This is a genomic window from Pseudanabaena sp. Chao 1811 (assembly GCF_027942295.1).
In the GTDB taxonomy this organism is placed as follows: Bacteria; Cyanobacteriota; Cyanobacteriia; order Pseudanabaenales; family Pseudanabaenaceae; genus Pseudanabaena.
Map to the genome: position 1 here is coordinate 624,713 of NZ_CP101416.1, position 17,699 is coordinate 642,411.

At 42.8% G+C, this 17,699-nt stretch carries 20 protein-coding genes; 9 read left to right on the top strand and 11 right to left on the bottom strand.

The genetic code is table 11. The features are described from left to right. Positions 1-44 precede the first annotated feature (44 nt). A complete protein-coding gene (locus NMG48_RS02980) occupies positions 45-2,573 on the top strand; it encodes a CHAT domain-containing protein (protein ID WP_271253918.1) in 2,529 nt (842 codons plus the stop codon). Positions 2,574-2,677: 104 nt separating this feature from the next. On the opposite strand, the gene NMG48_RS02985 is transcribed toward NMG48_RS02980, so the two are convergent. The 4 genes from NMG48_RS02985 to NMG48_RS03000 all read right to left on the bottom strand — a co-directional run bounded on the left by NMG48_RS02985 (position 2,678) and on the right by NMG48_RS03000 (position 6,604). Beyond that, positions 2,678-3,100 (bottom strand): hypothetical protein, encoded by a 423-nt coding sequence (locus NMG48_RS02985; RefSeq protein ID WP_126390344.1) that lies wholly within the window; start codon positions 3,098-3,100, stop codon positions 2,678-2,680. Between the two features lie 147 nt (positions 3,101-3,247). Beyond that, positions 3,248-4,156 carry a hypothetical protein gene (locus NMG48_RS02990; protein WP_271253919.1) on the bottom strand — a complete coding sequence of 303 codons (909 nt, stop codon included), beginning with the start codon at positions 4,154-4,156 and terminating at the stop codon, positions 3,248-3,250. Between the two features lie 175 nt (positions 4,157-4,331). Then, positions 4,332-5,708, bottom strand: coding sequence for a glycogen synthase GlgA (gene glgA, locus NMG48_RS02995; RefSeq protein WP_271253920.1), 1,377 nt, complete (start codon positions 5,706-5,708; stop codon positions 4,332-4,334). A gap of 140 nt (positions 5,709-5,848) precedes the next feature. Next, complete coding sequence (locus NMG48_RS03000; protein WP_345961239.1) at positions 5,849-6,604, bottom strand: response regulator transcription factor; 756 nt, start codon at positions 6,602-6,604, stop codon at positions 5,849-5,851. Positions 6,605-6,924: 320 nt separating this feature from the next. On the opposite strand from NMG48_RS03000, the gene sds reads away from it, so the two are divergent. Both sds and NMG48_RS03010 read left to right on the top strand, forming a co-directional pair. Further along, positions 6,925-7,908: a solanesyl diphosphate synthase gene (gene sds / locus NMG48_RS03005; protein ID WP_271253922.1), complete on the top strand. Its 984-nt coding sequence runs from the start codon at positions 6,925-6,927 to the stop codon at positions 7,906-7,908. A 57-nt stretch (positions 7,909-7,965) separates the two neighbouring features. Continuing rightward, the gene (locus NMG48_RS03010; protein WP_271253923.1) at positions 7,966-8,661 is read left to right on the top strand and encodes a Uma2 family endonuclease; all 696 of its coding nucleotides are present in this window, start codon (positions 7,966-7,968) and stop codon (positions 8,659-8,661) included. Positions 8,662-8,701: 40 nt separating this feature from the next. On the opposite strand, the gene NMG48_RS03015 is transcribed toward NMG48_RS03010, so the two are convergent. The 4 genes from NMG48_RS03015 to psbE form a co-directional block, all read right to left on the bottom strand. Further along, positions 8,702-8,821 (bottom strand): photosystem II reaction center protein J, encoded by a 120-nt coding sequence (locus NMG48_RS03015; protein WP_126387912.1) that lies wholly within the window; start codon positions 8,819-8,821, stop codon positions 8,702-8,704. A 108-nt stretch (positions 8,822-8,929) separates the two neighbouring features. Continuing rightward, a complete protein-coding gene (locus NMG48_RS03020) occupies positions 8,930-9,046 on the bottom strand; it encodes a photosystem II reaction center protein L (RefSeq protein ID WP_071590099.1) in 117 nt (38 codons plus the stop codon). A gap of 55 nt (positions 9,047-9,101) precedes the next feature. Next, the gene (gene psbF, locus NMG48_RS03025; RefSeq protein WP_126387910.1) at positions 9,102-9,236 is read right to left on the bottom strand and encodes a cytochrome b559 subunit beta; all 135 of its coding nucleotides are present in this window, start codon (positions 9,234-9,236) and stop codon (positions 9,102-9,104) included. 87 nt (positions 9,237-9,323) lie between these two features. Continuing rightward, a complete protein-coding gene (psbE, locus tag NMG48_RS03030) occupies positions 9,324-9,569 on the bottom strand; it encodes a cytochrome b559 subunit alpha (RefSeq protein WP_126387908.1) in 246 nt (81 codons plus the stop codon). A gap of 191 nt (positions 9,570-9,760) precedes the next feature. Here psbE and NMG48_RS03035 point away from each other — a divergent pair, with 191 nt between their 5' ends. From NMG48_RS03035 to NMG48_RS03055, 5 genes are all read left to right on the top strand, one after another. Beyond that, on the top strand, positions 9,761-10,177 hold the full coding sequence (locus tag NMG48_RS03035; protein ID WP_271253924.1) for a XisH family protein: 417 nt from the start codon (positions 9,761-9,763) through the stop codon (positions 10,175-10,177). Then, positions 10,165-10,500 carry a XisI protein gene (locus NMG48_RS03040; protein WP_271253925.1) on the top strand — a complete coding sequence of 112 codons (336 nt, stop codon included), beginning with the start codon at positions 10,165-10,167 and terminating at the stop codon, positions 10,498-10,500. Before NMG48_RS03035 ends, NMG48_RS03040 begins: the two co-directional genes overlap by 13 nt. Before the next feature lie 2 nt (positions 10,501-10,502). Further along, entirely contained in the window at positions 10,503-11,726 is a 1,224-nt protein-coding gene (locus NMG48_RS03045) for a GNAT family N-acetyltransferase (protein ID WP_271253926.1), read from the top strand. Positions 11,727-11,777: 51 nt separating this feature from the next. Beyond that, a complete protein-coding gene (locus NMG48_RS03050) occupies positions 11,778-12,167 on the top strand; it encodes a Fur family transcriptional regulator (protein ID WP_271253927.1) in 390 nt (129 codons plus the stop codon). Positions 12,168-12,318: 151 nt separating this feature from the next. Then, a complete protein-coding gene (locus NMG48_RS03055; protein ID WP_271253928.1) occupies positions 12,319-12,858 on the top strand; it encodes a DJ-1 family glyoxalase III in 540 nt (179 codons plus the stop codon). 131 nt (positions 12,859-12,989) lie between these two features. Here NMG48_RS03055 and NMG48_RS03060 read toward each other — a convergent pair whose 3' ends face one another. The 3 genes from NMG48_RS03060 to ilvB form a co-directional block, all read right to left on the bottom strand. Further along, the gene (locus NMG48_RS03060) at positions 12,990-13,586 is read right to left on the bottom strand and encodes a DUF5684 domain-containing protein (RefSeq protein ID WP_271253929.1); all 597 of its coding nucleotides are present in this window, start codon (positions 13,584-13,586) and stop codon (positions 12,990-12,992) included. A gap of 129 nt (positions 13,587-13,715) precedes the next feature. Then, positions 13,716-14,201: an RNA pyrophosphohydrolase gene (locus NMG48_RS03065; protein WP_271253930.1), complete on the bottom strand. Its 486-nt coding sequence runs from the start codon at positions 14,199-14,201 to the stop codon at positions 13,716-13,718. Positions 14,202-14,398: 197 nt separating this feature from the next. Further along, the gene (gene ilvB / locus NMG48_RS03070) at positions 14,399-16,162 is read right to left on the bottom strand and encodes a biosynthetic-type acetolactate synthase large subunit (RefSeq protein WP_271253931.1); all 1,764 of its coding nucleotides are present in this window, start codon (positions 16,160-16,162) and stop codon (positions 14,399-14,401) included. Between the two features lie 557 nt (positions 16,163-16,719). Between ilvB and NMG48_RS03075 the strand changes: the two genes are divergently transcribed. Beyond that, the gene (locus tag NMG48_RS03075) at positions 16,720-17,613 is read left to right on the top strand and encodes an FAD-binding oxidoreductase (RefSeq protein ID WP_126387885.1); all 894 of its coding nucleotides are present in this window, start codon (positions 16,720-16,722) and stop codon (positions 17,611-17,613) included. Positions 17,614-17,699: the final 86 nt, after the last annotated feature.

Sequence of the window (17,699 nt, forward strand, 5' to 3'; positions counted from 1 at the left end):
TGAGGCGCAATCAAATTTTGTGATTTAGGAGAGCAGTTTTTGCCATGAATAAAGGTTTGGGCGCGATCGCATTGGGCACTCTTTTGTCTTGCTTGTCCGTACCAACATTAGGTAGTGATCGCCTATGGGCGCAAGAAGCTCCTGACCGCAGAGCAGAGGCAGGTAGATTGCTAAACCAAGGATTGCAGCAGTACCGCAACAATCAGACTCAAGCGGCTCTTCAGACATGGCAGAAGACATTACAAATTTATCGAGAAATCAAAGACCGTGCAGGCGAAGGAAAAGTACTGAACAATCTTGGCATTGCGTACTACATGCTGGGGCAGTACAACAAATCAGTTGATTTTTTTCAACAGCGTTTAGCGATCGCCCGCGAACTCAATGATCGTAAAAGTGAAGCCAATGCCCTCGACAGTCTTGGACTTGACTACATTCTCCTAGGACAGTACGAAAAAGCGATCGCCTTCTACCAACAAGCGGTGAAGATATTCCAAGAACTTAACGATCGCCAGAATGAAGGAAATGCTGTCGGGAATCTTGGCATCGCTTACCGTGAACTAGGGAAATATCAGCAAGCAATCAATTTCCACCAACAACAGTTAGCCATTACTCGCGAAATCAAAGATCGTGCAGGAGAGGGAAGAGCGCTCGGTGGACTTGGCATTGTTTATCGCGAATTAGGGCAGTATCAAAAAGCAATTACTTTTTACGAACAGGATTTGGCGATCGCTCGCGAATTTAAAGATCTTAACGGTCAAGGCAGGGCTTTCAACAACCTTGGTATCGCCTATAGTAATTTACTGAAATACAAAGAAGCCGTTACCTTTTACCAACAATCTTTAGCAATATTTCGTGATATCGAAAATCGCAAGGAAGAAGGAAGTACCCTCGGTAATCTTGGCATTGCTTACCGCGAACTGGGTCAGTACCAAAAAGCCCTCACCTTCCACCAGCAACAATTGGCGATCGCCTATGCCATCAAAGATCGCGTCACTGAAGGTAGAGCCGTTGGTGGGCTTGGCATTATTTACAACAAACTCAGACAGTATGACAAAGCCCTCCCCTTTTATCAGCGAGACTTAGCGATCGCGCTTGAACTTAGCGATCGACGCGGAGAAGGGAGAGTACTCAATAACTTGGGGGTAATCTTTGCCGACCTCAACCAAACAACATTGTCCATCCTTGCTTACAAACAATCAGTGAATATCCAAGAATCGATCCGCAAAGATCTACGCGGCCTGAGTAAAGAAGAACAGAAGTCTTTTTTGGATACAGTTGCCCGCACCTATCGACATCTTGCCAGTCTACTGCTAATGCAAGGACGGGTAATAGAAGCTCTACAAGTCCTCGATCTCCTGAAAGTGCAAGAGCTAGAAGACTATTTCAAAAATGTGAAAGGGAACGATAGAACGGCTCAGGGAGTAAAGCTTTTAGAGCCAGAGAAAGTGATTGGTCGTCAATTGTCGCTTTTAAAGTTGGAGAATAGCGAAGAAATCAATCTGCAACTTGCTAAGCAGATCCGCCAAATCCCCATATCAGAGCTAAACAAAACTCCCGACTATCTGCAACAAATTCCTCAAGGCACAGTGCTGCTCTATCCATTGATTTTAAGCGATCGCCTTGAGCTAATTCTCTTCTCTCCCAATTCTCCTCCCCTCAACCACACTGTCAAAATATCCCAAAAAGAATTAGAAGACTTAATTAATAATTACAGAACAGGACTTCTCGATACAACTTCTGAAGATTATAAAGCTACGGCTATTGCCCTTTACAATCTACTAATCAAACCCATCGAAGCAGAACTCATCCAATCCAAAGCCCAGACGATTCTCTACGCACCTGATGGACAAATGCGATATGTTCCCCTTGCTGCACTCTATGACGGCAAACAATGGCTGATTGAAAAATATCAAATCAGCAACCTCATCGCCTATAGCCTATCGGACTTTTCTCAAAAGCCTAAAGCTCAGCCCAATATCCTCGCAGGAGCATTTGGTGGGAAAGCAGGGGAGAAAAGATTTGGACAATTGGGATTACCTGCTACGCTCAAAGAAGTCCAAGCGATCGCCAATTCATTCCAAAATTCCGTTACCTTAACCGAAGACCAGTTCAGTCGCTCAGCGCTAGAGTCTAGATTTAAAGACCACAACATTCTCCATCTCGCCTCCCATGCCGAATTTAATACTGGTGTACCAGACAATTCGTTCATCATCTTTGGCAATGGCGATAAAGTCCGCTTAAATGAAATCAGCGATTGGCAAATTCCGAATATAGATTTGGTTATACTCAGCGCTTGTCAAACGGGGATTGGGAAACTCGGTGATGGAGTCGAAGTTTTAGGATTTGGTTATCAAGTTCAAAAGGCAGGGGCCAAAAATGCGATCGCTTCGCTTTGGAAAGTTGATGATGCAGGCACACAGGCACTTATGGAAGCATTTTACAAGGAACTCAAGAAAGGTAATATCACCTCCACCGAAGCATTACAACGCGCCCAAATATCCCTGATTAAATCTCAAAATTACAATCATCCTAATTATTGGTCAGCATTTTTTGCGATCGGCAATGGCTTGTAGTAGAGCTAGATAAGGATGGGCGGCGCTTCGCGCCGCCCATCCTTATCTCAATAACATTAACGTGAGTTCGATAACGCCATTTGCGCGGCGCAAATGACGTTAGATTATTTGCGATTAAAAACCTCTAAGGTCTGGCGGCTGAACTCGCGTAGGTTTTCAGCACCATCATCCTTGGGTAGCGTATCCCCAAAAAATTGCCAATTGTCCACCGTGGAAAAGCGCCAACGTTCTCCTTTATAGTCATGCCCACTTGCTTCAATGCCGATCGCCCGCAAGTCACCATCTACAGGATCTTCATAGAGACGGATTTGAAAGAGAATACTCCGCACCCTGAGCCGCCAACTTACCCCCGGAAAATGAAAACCCACATCAATCGAGTCAGGGTCAAGTAACCTGCGTGTATCCGAATTGTTTAGCCAAGGTTTCAGATCGGAGCGGGCAGCAGGGTAAATGGTTTTAAACAAATTAACAACGGTGGCGATTTTGGTCGCTACTTCAACATTCCTAGCTTGTTCGGCAGCATTCACGGGCAAGAACCTCACATAAAACCTACAAAACAAAGCTTTATCAGCCTTTGGTAGCTGATTTTAGCATTTGCAAACAATAAATCGACTACTCAGCGATCGCTGTAGCGATTGTTATCATTCAACAAAAAAATAGACAAGTCTGTAAATTTAGCGCTTTACTGGCACTAGATCCGATATATCTGCCAATTGGGGCAGTACATTGTGATCAAAACTGAGGCGATCCAGCAGCTTCGCAAATTCTTTACAACATTGTATAGAACTTTGAAAAATTTGCTCTTGGGAAAACTTGACAATCAACCAACCTGAATCTACTAAAAATCTCTCGGCTAGATCATCTCGCATCATAATTGCCGCGTTATCGGAAGGTACAGTAATTTCGATCGCAATGTGGAGATTAATCTCAGGATCGACATAAACCAAGGCAGGCGACCAATCATAATCAATACTCGGAATAAATAACTTTATGCCTTGATAGAGTGTCCCCTTTAAATATTGCTGAAGAGTAACGCCAAAATAGTAGATTACACCTTCGGTTTCCTGTGCATCGGTTGGCTCAATTTTTCCTAAGGGATTACTACCTGCTTTTAAGGATTTTGCCCCATCATAATCAGGCATCTTTGCAAAAAAATCACGGTATTGCTGATGGCGAAACTCAAGGATGCGATCTGGTGCATGGGCGATCGCTAGTTCACGCTGATAGCGAATTTCTTGATGGGAATAGGCTTCAAATTTTGCTAAATATCGCTGAAGCGTATCCTGATGTCTTTTTTCGCGTTTTTTATAAGTTTGAAATTGATACTTAACGCGCACAATAATTGCGACCGTCCCCACGAGTAGCAAGATGATTCCTAATTCCTTAGCGATCGCCGTAACTAAAGCAACTACTATGACCAAGCCGCAAGTTAGCCCCAAAGCCTCTTGAATATGAATTGGCTTAGGCTGACGAAAAGCAGGCACACTGGGAATCTCAACATCAAACTTAGGCGCATCGGGCTTAGATTGAGCGATTCGCTGCACTTCTGGAGGAATAAGAATAATCGGGAACTGACGCATCATCAATAGTTACTGGGTAGTCCTAAAAAGGAAAGAATTTATATGGTAAGGATGGGCGGCGCAAAGCGTCGTCCATCCTTAACTGTTTAGCACTACCGTGATTTTTACAGTGATTTAAAGATTTTGGCAATCTTTCCAACAGAAGGGCTACAAAGTGTCCCTTCTGTAAATTTGGATTTTAAGCGTTTTCTAAACCGGGGATTGAGCGATAAAGCTGGACATACTTTTCGGCTGAGGTTTCCCAACTAAAGTTACATCTCATGCCACGCTGTTGTAATAAGCGCCAAGCATCGGTATAGCGATAGCTTTCCCATGCACGTACCATGCAGGTATACATATCGAGTGGCTCATAGCGATCAAAGCTAAAACCAGTACCTGTCTGTCCAATAGGATCATGGAAAGATACGGTATCGACTAAACCACCTGTACGGCGGACAATTGGCACAGACCCATAACGCAGTGCCACTAGTTGACTAATACCACAGGGTTCAAAACGGCTCGGCATCAAGAAAGCATCGGAACCTGCATAAACGCGATGGGATAGCGCCGAGTTAAATAAAATTTGCGCGGACATACGACCAGGGTAGCGAGCAGCAATTTGCCAGAGTTGCGATTCATAATAGCGATCGCCTGTACCTAAGACGACAAACTGCGCGTCGGTGTAAGCCATAAACCGCTCAAGAATTTGCAGCAGTAGATCAATACCCTTCTGCTCCACCAAACGCCCGACCATGCCAATTAAGAAAGTACTAGGATTAACGACTAGTCCTAATTCCTTTTGCAAAGCAATTTTGTTAGCAAGGCGATCATCAAGGGTATCTACGGAATAGTTTTGAGCTAGGGCAGGATCGGTAGCAGGATTTTCTAGGTCAGTATCAACGCCATTTAAAATCCCCCAAGGTTTGAGGAATGAGAGCAATCCTTCTAAGCCTTCTCCATAGCCTGGTGTACAAATTTGCTGGGCATAGGTCGGGGAAACAGTATTGACGCGATCGGCATATTTAATTCCAGCAGCCATAGTGTTGTGGGCATCCATATACCAAGGAGTCCATGTAATCCGATCTAAGAACCAACGCCAAGGACCTTGATAAGCCAAGTTATGAATCGTAAAGACCGTACCGATATCCGAGATTTGGTGCATCCATACAGGGATCATGCCTGTGTGCCAATCGTGGCAGTGAATAAGGTTGGGTTTCCAATAGTTCCATGAAAACTCAGCGACTGCATTGGCAAACATGGTGAACCGCCAATCTTCGTCTTCACCACCATAAATGCGGGCAGGAATAAAGGAGCCATGCCCCACTAGGTAAAGGGGAACATCAGTCCCTGGAAGAACCGTCTGAAAAATATCAAATTCCTGAAACATGGCATAGCCTTTCCAGATCCACTCAGGATTTTCCTTGAGCTTGTCTGGAATCACACCGTAGTAGGGCATGATAATTCGGACATCATGTCCCATTTTTTTGAGAATTGGGGGGAGTGCGCCCACCACATCTGCCATGCCGCCAACTTTGGCGAGAGGAGCAACTTCAGCCGCCGCAAATAAAATTTTCATTCGTTGATCATTACTCGTATTTCAGGCTATCTAAATTATTTTCAGGCATAGCGCGATCGCTTGTGTGCAAAAAAGAAATTCACTTAGTGAGTTTGTACTTTTGCAAAAAAAAAGAGACTCACAGAGTGGTCTCTTTTTAATCATTCAGCGATCGCTGCGGGTTCAGACGGATTGTTATCGGTTTCGTTGTCATTATCGTGGGGCAGCTCTAAGCAATACCCTGCACCATAGACAGTTTTAATATATTTAGGATGACGGGGATCTGGTTCGAGTTTGGTACGCAAATGGCGAATATGTACGCGAATCGTCTCAATATCATCATCAGGCTCATAGCCCCACACCTCTTTAAGGATCTCACTAGGTGATACTGTTTGCCCATGACGCTGCAACAGACAATGCAATAGCTCAAATTCTAAGTGAGTTAACTTGACGGTTTTGTTAAACCAGATTGCCTCAAACCGCTCAGGTACAAGGGTTAAAGAACCAAAAATTAAAATTTCACCATGTTTTGCCGTGTCAATAATGCGATTGGTACGACGCAATAAAGCACGTACCCTTGCCAGCATTTCTTCAAGCTCAAAGGGTTTAGTGAGATAGTCATCAGCCCCTGCATTAAAGCCCTCAACTTTATCTTGAGTTTGCCCCATCGCTGTGAGCATCATCACAGGAATTTCTCTAGTACGTTCGTCACGCCGCAGTCTCTGACAAACAGTAAAACCATCAACCCTTGGCAACATCAAGTCAAGGATGATCATGTCTGGCATCAACTGAATGGCGAGTGCTTGTCCTTTAATGCCATCACTCGCTTGACTGACTTGATATCCAGCATTTTCGAGGTTGAGCGTGACCATTTCAGAGATTATGGGATCATCATCGATCAAGAGCAGCCTAGGCATCATTAGTCAAAGTTCCATCTATACGATTGGATTAATACGATTTGTAAAATAATATATCCTTTAGCAATTCTCAGTAAAGTTAGCCCATAAAACCCAGATATCAGTCGCAAAGTTAAGCGCGATCATCCATATTTTGAGGTTAGGGCAGTCTCTAAAAAAATTTCTGGCTAAAGGAGTAGTAGGTACAGATTATCAGCTATTTACAGGCATGTTTACCATGATGATAAAGAAAACAAACAGAGTCTGTCTTCAACTCTTACAACATTACTCATACAATATATGAAGATATGTAAAAATTGATATAAAACTGGTTTATTCGCATGAGCCTTCCAACTACTTCTGTCGCCGAACTTTTTGCACCAGTCAAGGATGACTTGCGTACTCTCACGGATAACCTGAAGCAGTTGGTAGGCGCAAGACATCCTATTCTCTACGCTGCTGCGGAACACCTATTTGAAGCTAAGGGCAAGAGTATGCGCCCTGCATTAGTGTTACTAGCTTCACGGGCAACGATGAGCGATCGCGATATTACCTCACGTCATCGCCGCCTCGCCGAAATCACGGAAATGATCCATACAGCGAGTTTGGTACATGACGATGTGATCGACTCTGCCGAACTTAGACGTGGGATGCCAACGGTAAACAACAGCTTCGGCAATCGCATTGCTGTACTCGCAGGGGATTTTCTCTTCGCCCAAGCATCTTGGTACTTAGCAAATTTAGATCACCTCGAAGTCGTTAAGCTCTTGTCTAAGGTGATCACTGATTTTGCCGAAGGTGAAATTCGTCAGAGCCTCACTGCCTTTGATAGCAGTTTGACCCTTGAGGATTATTTAGAAAAGAGTTTTTACAAGACTGCTTCACTGATGGCAGGTAGCGCTAAGGCGGCAGGTGTCTTAAGTGGTGTCAGTCAAGTACAGGCTGAGCAATTATTTAACTTTGGTAAGCATTTTGGCATCGCCTTCCAAGTGGTCGATGATATCCTCGATTTCACCAGTTCCACTGAGACTCTGGGCAAACCCGCAGGCTCCGACCTCAAGCAGGGTAATTTGACCGCACCAGTTCTCTTTGCCCTAGAGGAGCATCCCCAATTGCGCGGCTTGATCGAGCGTGAGTTTAGTGAAGTGGGCGATCTCGATAAAGCTTTAGAACTTGTCTATAGCAGTGAAGGCATTTCGCGATCGCGTGAATTGGCTAAGAGCCATGTCAAGTCTGCTTTAACTGCGATCGAATGGCTGCCATCCTCTGCCCCCAAACAGTCCCTCATTGGCTTAACTAACTACGTTTTAGATCGGTTGTATTAAAAACGGAGATAGCGCAAAGCGCTAATCTCCTTATTATTAGGCTAATGAGGTGTAGCTATGGTTGTGGTATTAGGCATCAATAAAACTCCTGAGCACCCCTTTAAAAATTTCATAGATCAGCACCTAAATACTTGGGTAAAAGTCTCTTGGGCTGAATTTATCCAAGTTGCCGATGATCCTCAATATCAAAAAAACAAGTTTTATTACTTTAATGGGGAAGTAAGAGTCGAACCTATGTCCACAGGCTCAGATCATTCGGCTGATCATGCACTAATCGTCATGGCAATTGGCTTATTTGTTGCTGTTAATGGATTAGCCCTAAATAGCAAAGACAATTGCTCTTATCGCAAAGTTGGGAATAAAGAAGTACAGCCTGATATTTCCTATTACGTGGGCGATCGCGCTCAGTTAATTCCTTGGGGAACAGGGATTATTGATCTTGAGACTTATCCTGCACCTGATTTGGCGATCGAGATCGCCAATAGCTCTTGGGCTGACGATATCGGTAAAAAACGCTTGATGTATGAAGATTTGGGTGTTAAAGAGTATTGGGTAATTGATGTTAAAAATGTAGAGATTTTAGCCTTTGCAATTACCGATTTAGAAGGGGTTAAAGGTAGTTATCGCATTACGAGATCGCAAGTAATTACAGGTTTAGAAACTGCACTTTTGCAAGAAGTGTTGCGCTTGTCGAGAGAAAATGATCATGGCTATGTAACATCATGGTTACTCACACAATTGCAACACAAATAAAAAAGAGGGAGCGCGATGCGCCCCCCTTTTTTATGGAAGCTTAGGTTGCAGAACCTAACCCAACGTAGGAACCATAAAAGAATAGACCAACAACAACTAGTACACCAGTACCAGCAACAGTGGCTACTAACCAAAGTGGAATGCGTCCATCTTTAAACATGAATTGAGACCTCCAAAGAAAATAATTTTATGAAAAGAATTAAAAAATTGCGTGGATGCAGAGCATCTGTCTAAGCAAGAGCTTTCTCCATCTACAAAAATTTAGGACTTAGTTGAAGAAGTAGCTGGAAAATAGCAAAACAGTTACGAAAATGAGTAATAGTCCCAAGAAGAGAGAAGTACGATTCAACTCTACAGGTTGGCTATTTGGATTTTTAGGAGCCATAAGTAAATAGTTTTCTTGTATTTTGTTTCTAGATTACGTCTGGAATGAATAAGAACTAGCGGCTAATGAATTGCATTGCTGCGATCGCGCCAATAAAAAACACGGTAGGAACGCCTAAGCCGTGAACTGCTAGCCAACGGAAGGTAAATACAGGATATTGAACGGGTTGGTTAGGATTGTTGCTTGCCATAGTGAATGAGTAAAGTTTTGCAGTGGTTTAACGCGATAAACAGAATGAACTGAGTCTTGCAATATTTAGCAGAGAAATAGTTCGGAGTTATTTCCCAGTTGCGGAAATCTCAGCGTCAACATTGTAGCGCTCGATTACAATGGGCGCAGTTTGGCGATCTTGAGAGTAGTACTCGTTAGGGCGTGGTGTGCCAAATACGTCATAGGCTAAGCCTGTGCTTACAAACAACCAACCTGCCAAAAACAGTGCAGGAATGGTGAGGCTATGGATTAGCCAATAACGAACGCTGGTAATAATGTCGGAAAATGGGCGCTCTCCAGTAGTACCTGCCATAACAGTCCTCTAAATGTGTAATGTCTAAAATCTTTATTTTAAATAATAATTTACTATTGTACCAAGTTGCGATCGCAGAGCTAAAACAATACCCTGCCACAGGCTGAAATCACAAATAATTCAGTATTAGTCGTTAAACCGCGAGAAAACCTCTAGCCATTTCCAGAAAAAATTATTGTTTCTCTAGCTATATGCCAGCCAAAGATATTTTTCATAATACGGTCAAAATAGGGTTAGAGAAAGAAGGATGGGAAATTACCCACGATCCCATGTATTTAGACTTTGGTGGAGTTGAAATATATATTGACTTAGGGGCAGAAAAGCTAATTGCAGCAGAAAGAAAAGGGGAAAAAATTGCAGTTGAAGTTAAGAGCTTTATTAGTGGCTCAGTAATTTCTGAATTTCACAAAGCACTAGGGCAATTTATTAACTATCGCACAGCACTGAGCCAAAAAGAGCCAAATCGCATAATGTATTTAGCTGTTCCCAACACTATTTATGAAACATTTTTTAAACTGGAATTAATCCAAATAATCATTAAAGCCCAAAACATAAAATTGATTATTTACAATCCAAATAGAGAGGAGATAGCACAATGGATAAATTAAACCAATATCGAGAAATTGTGAAACGATTAATCAAAGAATATGCCCATGATGACTATAGAAGAAATGGTGTAGACCGCGAACTAGTTTTTGATTTAGAAAATGATCATTACCAAATTATTAATGTGGGCTGGGAGAATGATCACCGTATTTATGGTTGCATTTTGCACTTCGATATTAAACAAGGTAAAATCTGGTTGCAATACAACGGTACAGAAATCGATTTTGCCGAAGAGTTAGTGAAGCAAGGTGTACCAAAACAGAATATTGTCATCGGTTTTCATTCTCCTTTCATGCGTAAATTTACGGAGTATGCCGTAAGTTGATCATGAAAATTCGCAAGATTGATAAAAATGAACGTATTGAAATACTCAAGGGAGATTTGTATGCCTATTCGCGCTGGACTAATCAGGACTTACCGCGATCGCATTTAACCGCAATCAATCCTGATGATGTATTAGCAGCCGAAATCGACGGCAAAATTGTGGCGGCGCTGCAATGTTTTCGATTTCAGCAGTTGGTACGGGGCGTGATTAAGTCGATGGGGGGAATTGGTGGAGTCTGGACATATCCTGAATATCGCAATCGTGGTTGTGTGAAAGCATTAATGAAAAGTGCTTTTTTAGAAATGCGGATGCAGGGTATTTGTGTGAGTATGCTTACGCCCTTTAAAGAGAGTTTTTATGAATCACTGGGCTATGCGATCGCCAATGTCACCAATGAAATCACAATTCCGATTGCGTCCTTAAGTAATTACTTAAAACTGCCCAATCAAAATAACTGGTCATGCGATCGCTTTCCCGCTACTGAAGTTAGAGATATTTTGTCTAATTTTCTCTACGAAAATCTGCGATCGCACACAATAATGCCCCATAGTCACGGGTTAGCAATTACAAATTTCACCTATGACCAATGGTGGCATTTACATCGGCAAAAGCTCTGTGTGGTGATAAAGCGCGATCGCCAGCCCGTAGCCCTAGCCATTTATGGAATTGATAGCAGTGGCAATTTACCCATGAGCGATCGCCAGATCGAAATTTCATCTATATTTTGGACAGATTTAGAATCCCGCGATCGCCTGTTTGCCTTTTTTGCTAGCCATCGCAATCAAATCAATAGCTTGAAAATGCCAATCCCAATCAATGCACATATACATTCATGGCTCAACGATGCAGGAAAGTTGCAATCATCAATAACAGAGCCTTGGATGGTAAGGATTGTGGATATTGTCGAAGCTTTGAATGGGTTGCCGATCGCCTGTGAGCCATTTACCTTTGCCCTGAGTGATCCTCAATGCAGTTGGAATGAGAGTATTTTTAGAGTAGACGGCGATCACGGTAGTCTCACAGTCAAACGCTATAACGGTGATGTGCAAAATATGGTGATCGACTTTCGTGCCACAATTGCAGGTATATCTGCTCTGATCTATGGCACTTGTGAGATCGCCGAACTCGTTCATAAACAATGGATTACTAATCTAAATCCAGTTACTTACGAATTATTAGAAAACGCCTTTACCCCATGCGTGATTTATAATCCTTTTAAGTTCTGACCTCCGTTGCTTGAGCCTACAACTCAGTTGCTGCAACACCTTAATAAAAGCATGAAAGAAAAACTCACTCGCAGTCAAGAACGAGTGCTACATCTCCTCCAACATCACGATCACGCGGTATCCGCGCAAGATATTCATTCGGAATTACGCAATAGTGAAAAAAGTGTGGGTTTGGCGACGGTTTATCGATCGCTAGAAACGCTCAAATTGCAAGGTTTAATCAAGGCTCTCACCTTACCCAATGGCGAAACGGTTTATAGCGTCACTCGTGCCGATCGCCATCATCTTAATTGCCTGAACTGTGGTAAATCCTTACCGATTGATAGCTGCCCCATTCACGATCTAGGCAATCAACTCGCCAAAAAACATAGCTTTCAGATTTATTATCACACTCTCGAATTTTTTGGTATGTGCAGTCAATGTCAGGAGGATAGTCATTAGCTTTTAGCTTTTAGCTTTTAGCTTTTAGCTTTATCAATTGTGATATAAAGCAAATCTGTAAAATGGCTATAATGCATTCCATCCTATTAATCAACATTCCCCATCCCCAAAGCTAACAGCTAACAGCTAATAGCCAACAGCTTAAAAAAACATGCCCACTGCACTTGTCCCCCTATTTGAAGGCTTTGAAGAAATCGAGGCGATTACGATTATTGATGTATTGCGACGCGGCAATATTGAAGTAGTGACTGCCAGCCTCGCCGAGCAGACAGTGATGGGCGCTCATGCGATAGCTATTATTGCCGACAAACTTCTCGATGAAGTTGATGCGAGTAAATTTGATGCGATCGTCCTTGCTGGTGGTGCAGGCACTTTCCGCTTGCGCGAAGACCATCGCATTGCATCAATACTCAAAACACAAGCAGCAGCAAATAAACTCGTTGCGGCAATTTGTGCGGCTCCCACTGTTCTCTCTAATGCAGGATTACTGCGAGGTAAACAAGCCACATCCTTTCCCGCCGTCAAAGAACAACTGGAAGTGGGCGAATATCTGGAATTACCTGTGGTAGTTGATGGCAATGTGGTCACTAGTCGTGGCGCAGGAACAGCTATGGCATTTGCCCTCAAATTAGTAGAGATTTTGCAAGGTGAAGCGATCGCTAATAAATTAGCCAAAGACATGATTGTCTAAAAAAACGTCAGTTCGGGTTAAGTTAGCAAATTTTAAAAGCCCAAAAATAAAAGCCTTGCGTAGCAAGGCTTTTATTTTTGGGCTTTGAGAGAGGGTTTGCTACGCAAACCCTCTCTCAAAGCCCATTTCTTTTAGGTAAAGGCTAACAAACCAAAGTAGAGAAATACACCTAATATCGGCACAAAAAGTAATAGACCATAGAGAGATGATTTATTCAGGCTCGTTGGTATTGAAAAGAAGACAATTAAGCCAATCACAAAGTTAACAAGCGGAATCAAAAATAAAATTACCCACCAACCGGGTTTACCCGCAGCACGTACCATGACCCAAATTTGAGCGATGGGAATCCATGATAACCAACTATTTGGAATTTTCAACTTATCAGCAATTTTCATCAGACAGAAACTGGTGAAAATATAAGCAACAAGACCAAATGTCCCAGCAAAAAGTAGGATTTTATCAGCAAGGGCTTTTTGCTCTTCAGTTAGAGAATCATAATTAACAGTAGTTGAATCAGAACTTTGAGCAATAAGCTGATCGCCATTTTGAACTGAAGCTGTGGCGATCGCACTAGATGTGTTGCTAGATATCACATTAGAAGCAGATAAACTTGGCTCAGCAATGAAATGTTGGAGACTTACAACAGCGAACAAAGCAATAAAAAACAGAGCGAATCTGCGCCAGACCACACTTATATATTGAAAAGGCAAATATTTAGACAAATTCACTATTTACACTCCTACAGAATTTGTAAAGATAGGACGCGATGCTTTTAAACAATACTGTAAGCCTATAGGAATGTAGATCTAGTTAATTGCAGAACGTTAGATTTCTTAATTCTTAAATCAACTTATTTTTTAGGGTAATTTACCTATGTAATCGCGAATAACAGGTGTAAAAATCTTGACTACCTGTTGATAAACTTCTCTTTTAAACCTGACAATAGAATCAAGAGTTTGCTCGATCGCCATAAACTGCACTACCCGAAATTCGCGATCGTGGATATCTAACTTGCAGTCAGAGGCAGGATGATCCCAATAAAAAGCATACCAACGCTGTCTTTGTCCGCAATAATTTGCCCATTTGCCTGTCAATTTCAGCGAAGGTGGAAAGTCGTAGTACAACCATTCAGGATGAACATAGGCAAGCTCAGCATTATCAATGCCAACTTCTTCATAAAGCTCCCGTAGAGCTGCCACCTGTGGATCTTCTCCCTCATCAATGCCACCCTGTGGAAATTGCCACGAATCAGGCACGCCCAGACGCTCACCAACTAGCACTTCTCCCTTGCGATTAAAAACGATCAGCCCGACATTTGGGCGGTAAGATTTTTCAGGTTTCATACTTTTTAATTTAACAAATCCAAAGCATAGCACCGTCGCTAATTATCATCAAAAAAGAATGCTGCACGCATAACGTACAGCATTCTTTAATATCTTGCTTAAGAGTATTTTAAAACAATGCTCTCAACAGAAATATTACGAAAAGCCCGATCTAAAAACTGTGGTGAACGCGCAGCGTGTACCACAGTTTTTGTTTTTTAAACAAGTTGAGCAGCACGTTCTAGACCAGAGGCAATCTCTTTTGCTTCTTGACTTAACTGCGATCGCTTTGGAGTTTGTAAGCCAACCATCTGATCATTACTTGCGCCTGGGGGAACCATTGGATAACAGTTCTCATCACGTTTAACACGGAAGTCCGCAAATACAGGGCCATCATAGGCCAAAATCTCCGCAACTGCGGACTGTAGGTCACTTGGTTCAATTACCTTGATCCCCTTAATGCCATAGGCTTCAGCAAGCTTAATAAAATCAGGCATACCCGCTTCCATATTGGAAGAAGAATAACGCTCATCATAGAAGCTCTCTTGCCACTGACGTACCATGCCTTGCCAACCATTGTTGACAATGATCACTTTGACATTGATGCCATACTGCGCCAATGTCCCCAATTCCTGAATATTCATCTGAATACTAGCATCACCACTAATACAGATTACTTGCTCATCAGGCAGAGCCACCTTTGCACCCATAGCCGCAGGCATCCCATAGCCCATCGTGCCAAGTCCTGCACTGGAAATCCATTTGCGGGGGCCAGTTTTAATCAACTGAGCTGCCCACATTTGGTGCTGACCGACATCAGTGGTGAAACAAGCATGGGGAGACTGCTTGCCAAATTCATAAATTACCTGCTGTGGTGAGAGAACTCCCTCATAGGTTGGTACTTCAAGGGGATAGTCTTCGCGCCACTCATCAAGCTGTTTAAACCAATCCTTAGTTTGAATGGTTTCTTCGTAACTAGTCGCATCGAGAAGCGCTTGTAATACTTCCTTAACATCACCAACAATAGGGACATCAGGCTTGCGATTTTTACCAACTTCCGCAGGATCGATGTCAATATGAATGACTTTCGCATCGGGAGCAAATTTATCTAGACGACCTGTAACGCGATCGTCAAATCTTGCGCCAACCGCAATCAACAAATCACAACCCTGTACCGCAAAGTTTGCATAGGCAGTGCCGTGCATTCCCAACATACCAAGGGAAAGGTAATTGTTTTCATCGTAAGCACCTTTACCCATAAGGGTTGTAGTCACAGGTAACTGGAAGCGCTTCGCAAGTTCAGCAATTTCGACATGGGCATCAGCGAGGACAGCACCACCACCCGCATAGAGCAGTGGACGTTTAGATTCACGGATTAAAGCGATCGCGGCAGCAATTTGATGTAAATGCCCCTTAACTTTCGCTTGATAACCAGGAAGATCAATCTCCACCTCAGGACTGTACTCAAAGGCTTGCTGGGCAATATCCTTAGGAATATCAATCAATACAGGACCTGGGCGACCCGTACCTGCAATATGGAAAGCCTCAGCAACAATGCGAGCAATATCTTCAGGCTTGCGAATCACATAGGAATGCTTGACGATCGGTAAAGTAATGCCCCAAATATCTGTCTCTTGGAAAGCATCAGTACCGATCGCATAGGAAGGCACTTGTCCCGTAATCACTACCATCGGAATAGAATCCATTTGGGCAGTGGCAATGCCTGTCACCAGATTAGTTGCCCCAGGGCCTGAAGTTGCCACACATACTCCCACCTGACCAGTTGCGCGGGCATATCCATCGGCAGCATGGACAGCTCCCTGCTCATGACGCACGAGGTAATGCTTAATCTCGCCTCTTGACTCTGCCTGATAAATTTCGTCATACACTGGCAGAATCGCTCCACCAGGGTAGCCAAAAATATGTTTTACACCCTGTCGTCTCACACTGTCGATGAGAGCAAATGCACCCGTTGTTCGCAAAGTAGCCTCCTCTAGACTCTTAACTCTTAATTGTTCGCGATCCAATCAAAACCTACTGCTAATAGCAAGTCTCATTATAAAAATTGACACTGATATAAAAACTAGTGAATTGCTAATTTTTTATCAAGCTATCAAAACTGACTATCAAAACGGATCTTTAAGCTTACAGAATTGGCAGTTCTGGAAACTTAAAAATCTTAGTCACAGTGAGAAATGCAATTTTGCTGAAGCCTTTGCAGATACTTTTTTCGCCCCTTACTACGAATTAGTAGCTTGTAGCAAGTACCTTAAGTTGATAATTTGTAGCAATTGTATCGATAATAACATAGACAAGCTGACACAAAGCTGCTAAGCGCTGTCTCTTCAAGTCCAAAATCTGTCCAAATTTGGAGAATTGGGGTTTGACCATTTACTTGATAGGAGCAACAACAAATATTAATAAACATGTAATCTTTGCCCCATCAAAGAGATCTTTCTGCTACAGAATACCGACAAGTCGCATTTGAAAATATAATAACTGCGTGTTCTTCTGTCATATATCGACCACATAACGTCTCATGAGTGCAAATTCAGACAAAGATATTCCCGTTAATATCTACCGCCCCGCTAATCCATTTACGGCAAAATGTATCTCCAACGAAGTGTTGGTCAGACCCGGTGCTGCTGGTGATACTCGCCATGTCAAATTTGATATTTCGGGAGGCGATCTTCGCTACTTAGAAGGTCAAAGTATTGGTGTTGTCCCTCCTGGAGAAGATAAAAACGGCAAACCCCATAAACTTCGCCTCTATTCGATCGCTTCTACCCGCCTTGGTGATGATCTTGATGGCAAAACCCTCTCCTTGAGCGTAAAGCGCCTTGAGTACAAAAACGAAGCAGGCGAAACGGTTAAAGGTGTATGCTCTAACTTCTTAACCGACCTCAAACCTGGTGATGATGTCAAGCTAACAGGTCCCGTTGGTAAAGAAATGCTATTACCTGACGATCCTAATGCCACCATCATTATGATTGCCACAGGTACTGGTATCGCACCTTTCCGAGCCTTCCTATGGCGGATGTTTAAGGAAAAGCACCCCGATTATAAATTCAATGGTTTAGCTTGGCTCTTCTTTGGTGTCCCTACCGACAGTGCAGTTTTGTACAAGCCTGATCTAGAATGGCTTGCCTACAGAAACAAGCGTAACTTCCGTTACGATGTTGCTATTAGTCGTGAACAGAAAAACGATAAAGGCGAAAAGATGTATATTCAAAACCGCATGGCTGAATATGCCGATGAGTTTTGGGAATTACTCCAAAAGCCTAGCACCCATACTTACATGTGTGGTTTGCGTGGTATGGAAGATGGTATTGCTGAATTCATGACCACAACAGCCGAAAAGAATGGTGCTGTTTGGAAGGATTTCGAGAAACAAATGAAGAAAGACGGTCGTTGGCATGTTGAAACTTACTAAACTTTTAGTAGTTACAACTTAAACCCAGAAGAATAAATGCGGCGCTTTGCGCCGCATTTATTCTTTACATGTTTTAAAGAGAGGGC

Bases quoted from the DNA above. Each gene is read 5' to 3' on its own strand.
- NMG48_RS02980 (WP_271253918.1), top strand. From the start codon at position 45: ATGAATAAAGGTTTGGGCGCGATCGCATTGGGCACTCTTTTGTCTTGC.
- NMG48_RS02990 (WP_271253919.1), bottom strand. From the start codon at position 4,156: ATGATGCGTCAGTTCCCGATTATTCTTATTCCTCCAGAAGTGCAGCGA.
- glgA (WP_271253920.1), bottom strand. From the start codon at position 5,708: ATGAAAATTTTATTTGCGGCGGCTGAAGTTGCTCCTCTCGCCAAAGTT.
- NMG48_RS03000 (WP_345961239.1), bottom strand. From the start codon at position 6,604: ATGCCTAGGCTGCTCTTGATCGATGATGATCCCATAATCTCTGAAATG.
- sds (WP_271253922.1), top strand. From the start codon at position 6,925: ATGAGCCTTCCAACTACTTCTGTCGCCGAACTTTTTGCACCAGTCAAG.
- NMG48_RS03010 (WP_271253923.1), top strand. From the start codon at position 7,966: ATGGTTGTGGTATTAGGCATCAATAAAACTCCTGAGCACCCCTTTAAA.
- NMG48_RS03015 (WP_126387912.1), bottom strand. From the start codon at position 8,821: ATGTTTAAAGATGGACGCATTCCACTTTGGTTAGTAGCCACTGTTGCT.
- NMG48_RS03020 (WP_071590099.1), bottom strand. From the start codon at position 9,046: ATGGCTCCTAAAAATCCAAATAGCCAACCTGTAGAGTTGAATCGTACT.
- psbF (WP_126387910.1), bottom strand. From the start codon at position 9,236: ATGGCAAGCAACAATCCTAACCAACCCGTTCAATATCCTGTATTTACC.
- psbE (WP_126387908.1), bottom strand. From the start codon at position 9,569: ATGGCAGGTACTACTGGAGAGCGCCCATTTTCCGACATTATTACCAGC.
- NMG48_RS03035 (WP_271253924.1), top strand. From the start codon at position 9,761: ATGCCAGCCAAAGATATTTTTCATAATACGGTCAAAATAGGGTTAGAG.
- NMG48_RS03040 (WP_271253925.1), top strand. From the start codon at position 10,165: ATGGATAAATTAAACCAATATCGAGAAATTGTGAAACGATTAATCAAA.
- NMG48_RS03045 (WP_271253926.1), top strand. From the start codon at position 10,503: ATGAAAATTCGCAAGATTGATAAAAATGAACGTATTGAAATACTCAAG.
- NMG48_RS03050 (WP_271253927.1), top strand. From the start codon at position 11,778: ATGAAAGAAAAACTCACTCGCAGTCAAGAACGAGTGCTACATCTCCTC.
- NMG48_RS03055 (WP_271253928.1), top strand. From the start codon at position 12,319: ATGCCCACTGCACTTGTCCCCCTATTTGAAGGCTTTGAAGAAATCGAG.
- NMG48_RS03065 (WP_271253930.1), bottom strand. From the start codon at position 14,201: ATGAAACCTGAAAAATCTTACCGCCCAAATGTCGGGCTGATCGTTTTT.
- NMG48_RS03075 (WP_126387885.1), top strand. From the start codon at position 16,720: ATGAGTGCAAATTCAGACAAAGATATTCCCGTTAATATCTACCGCCCC.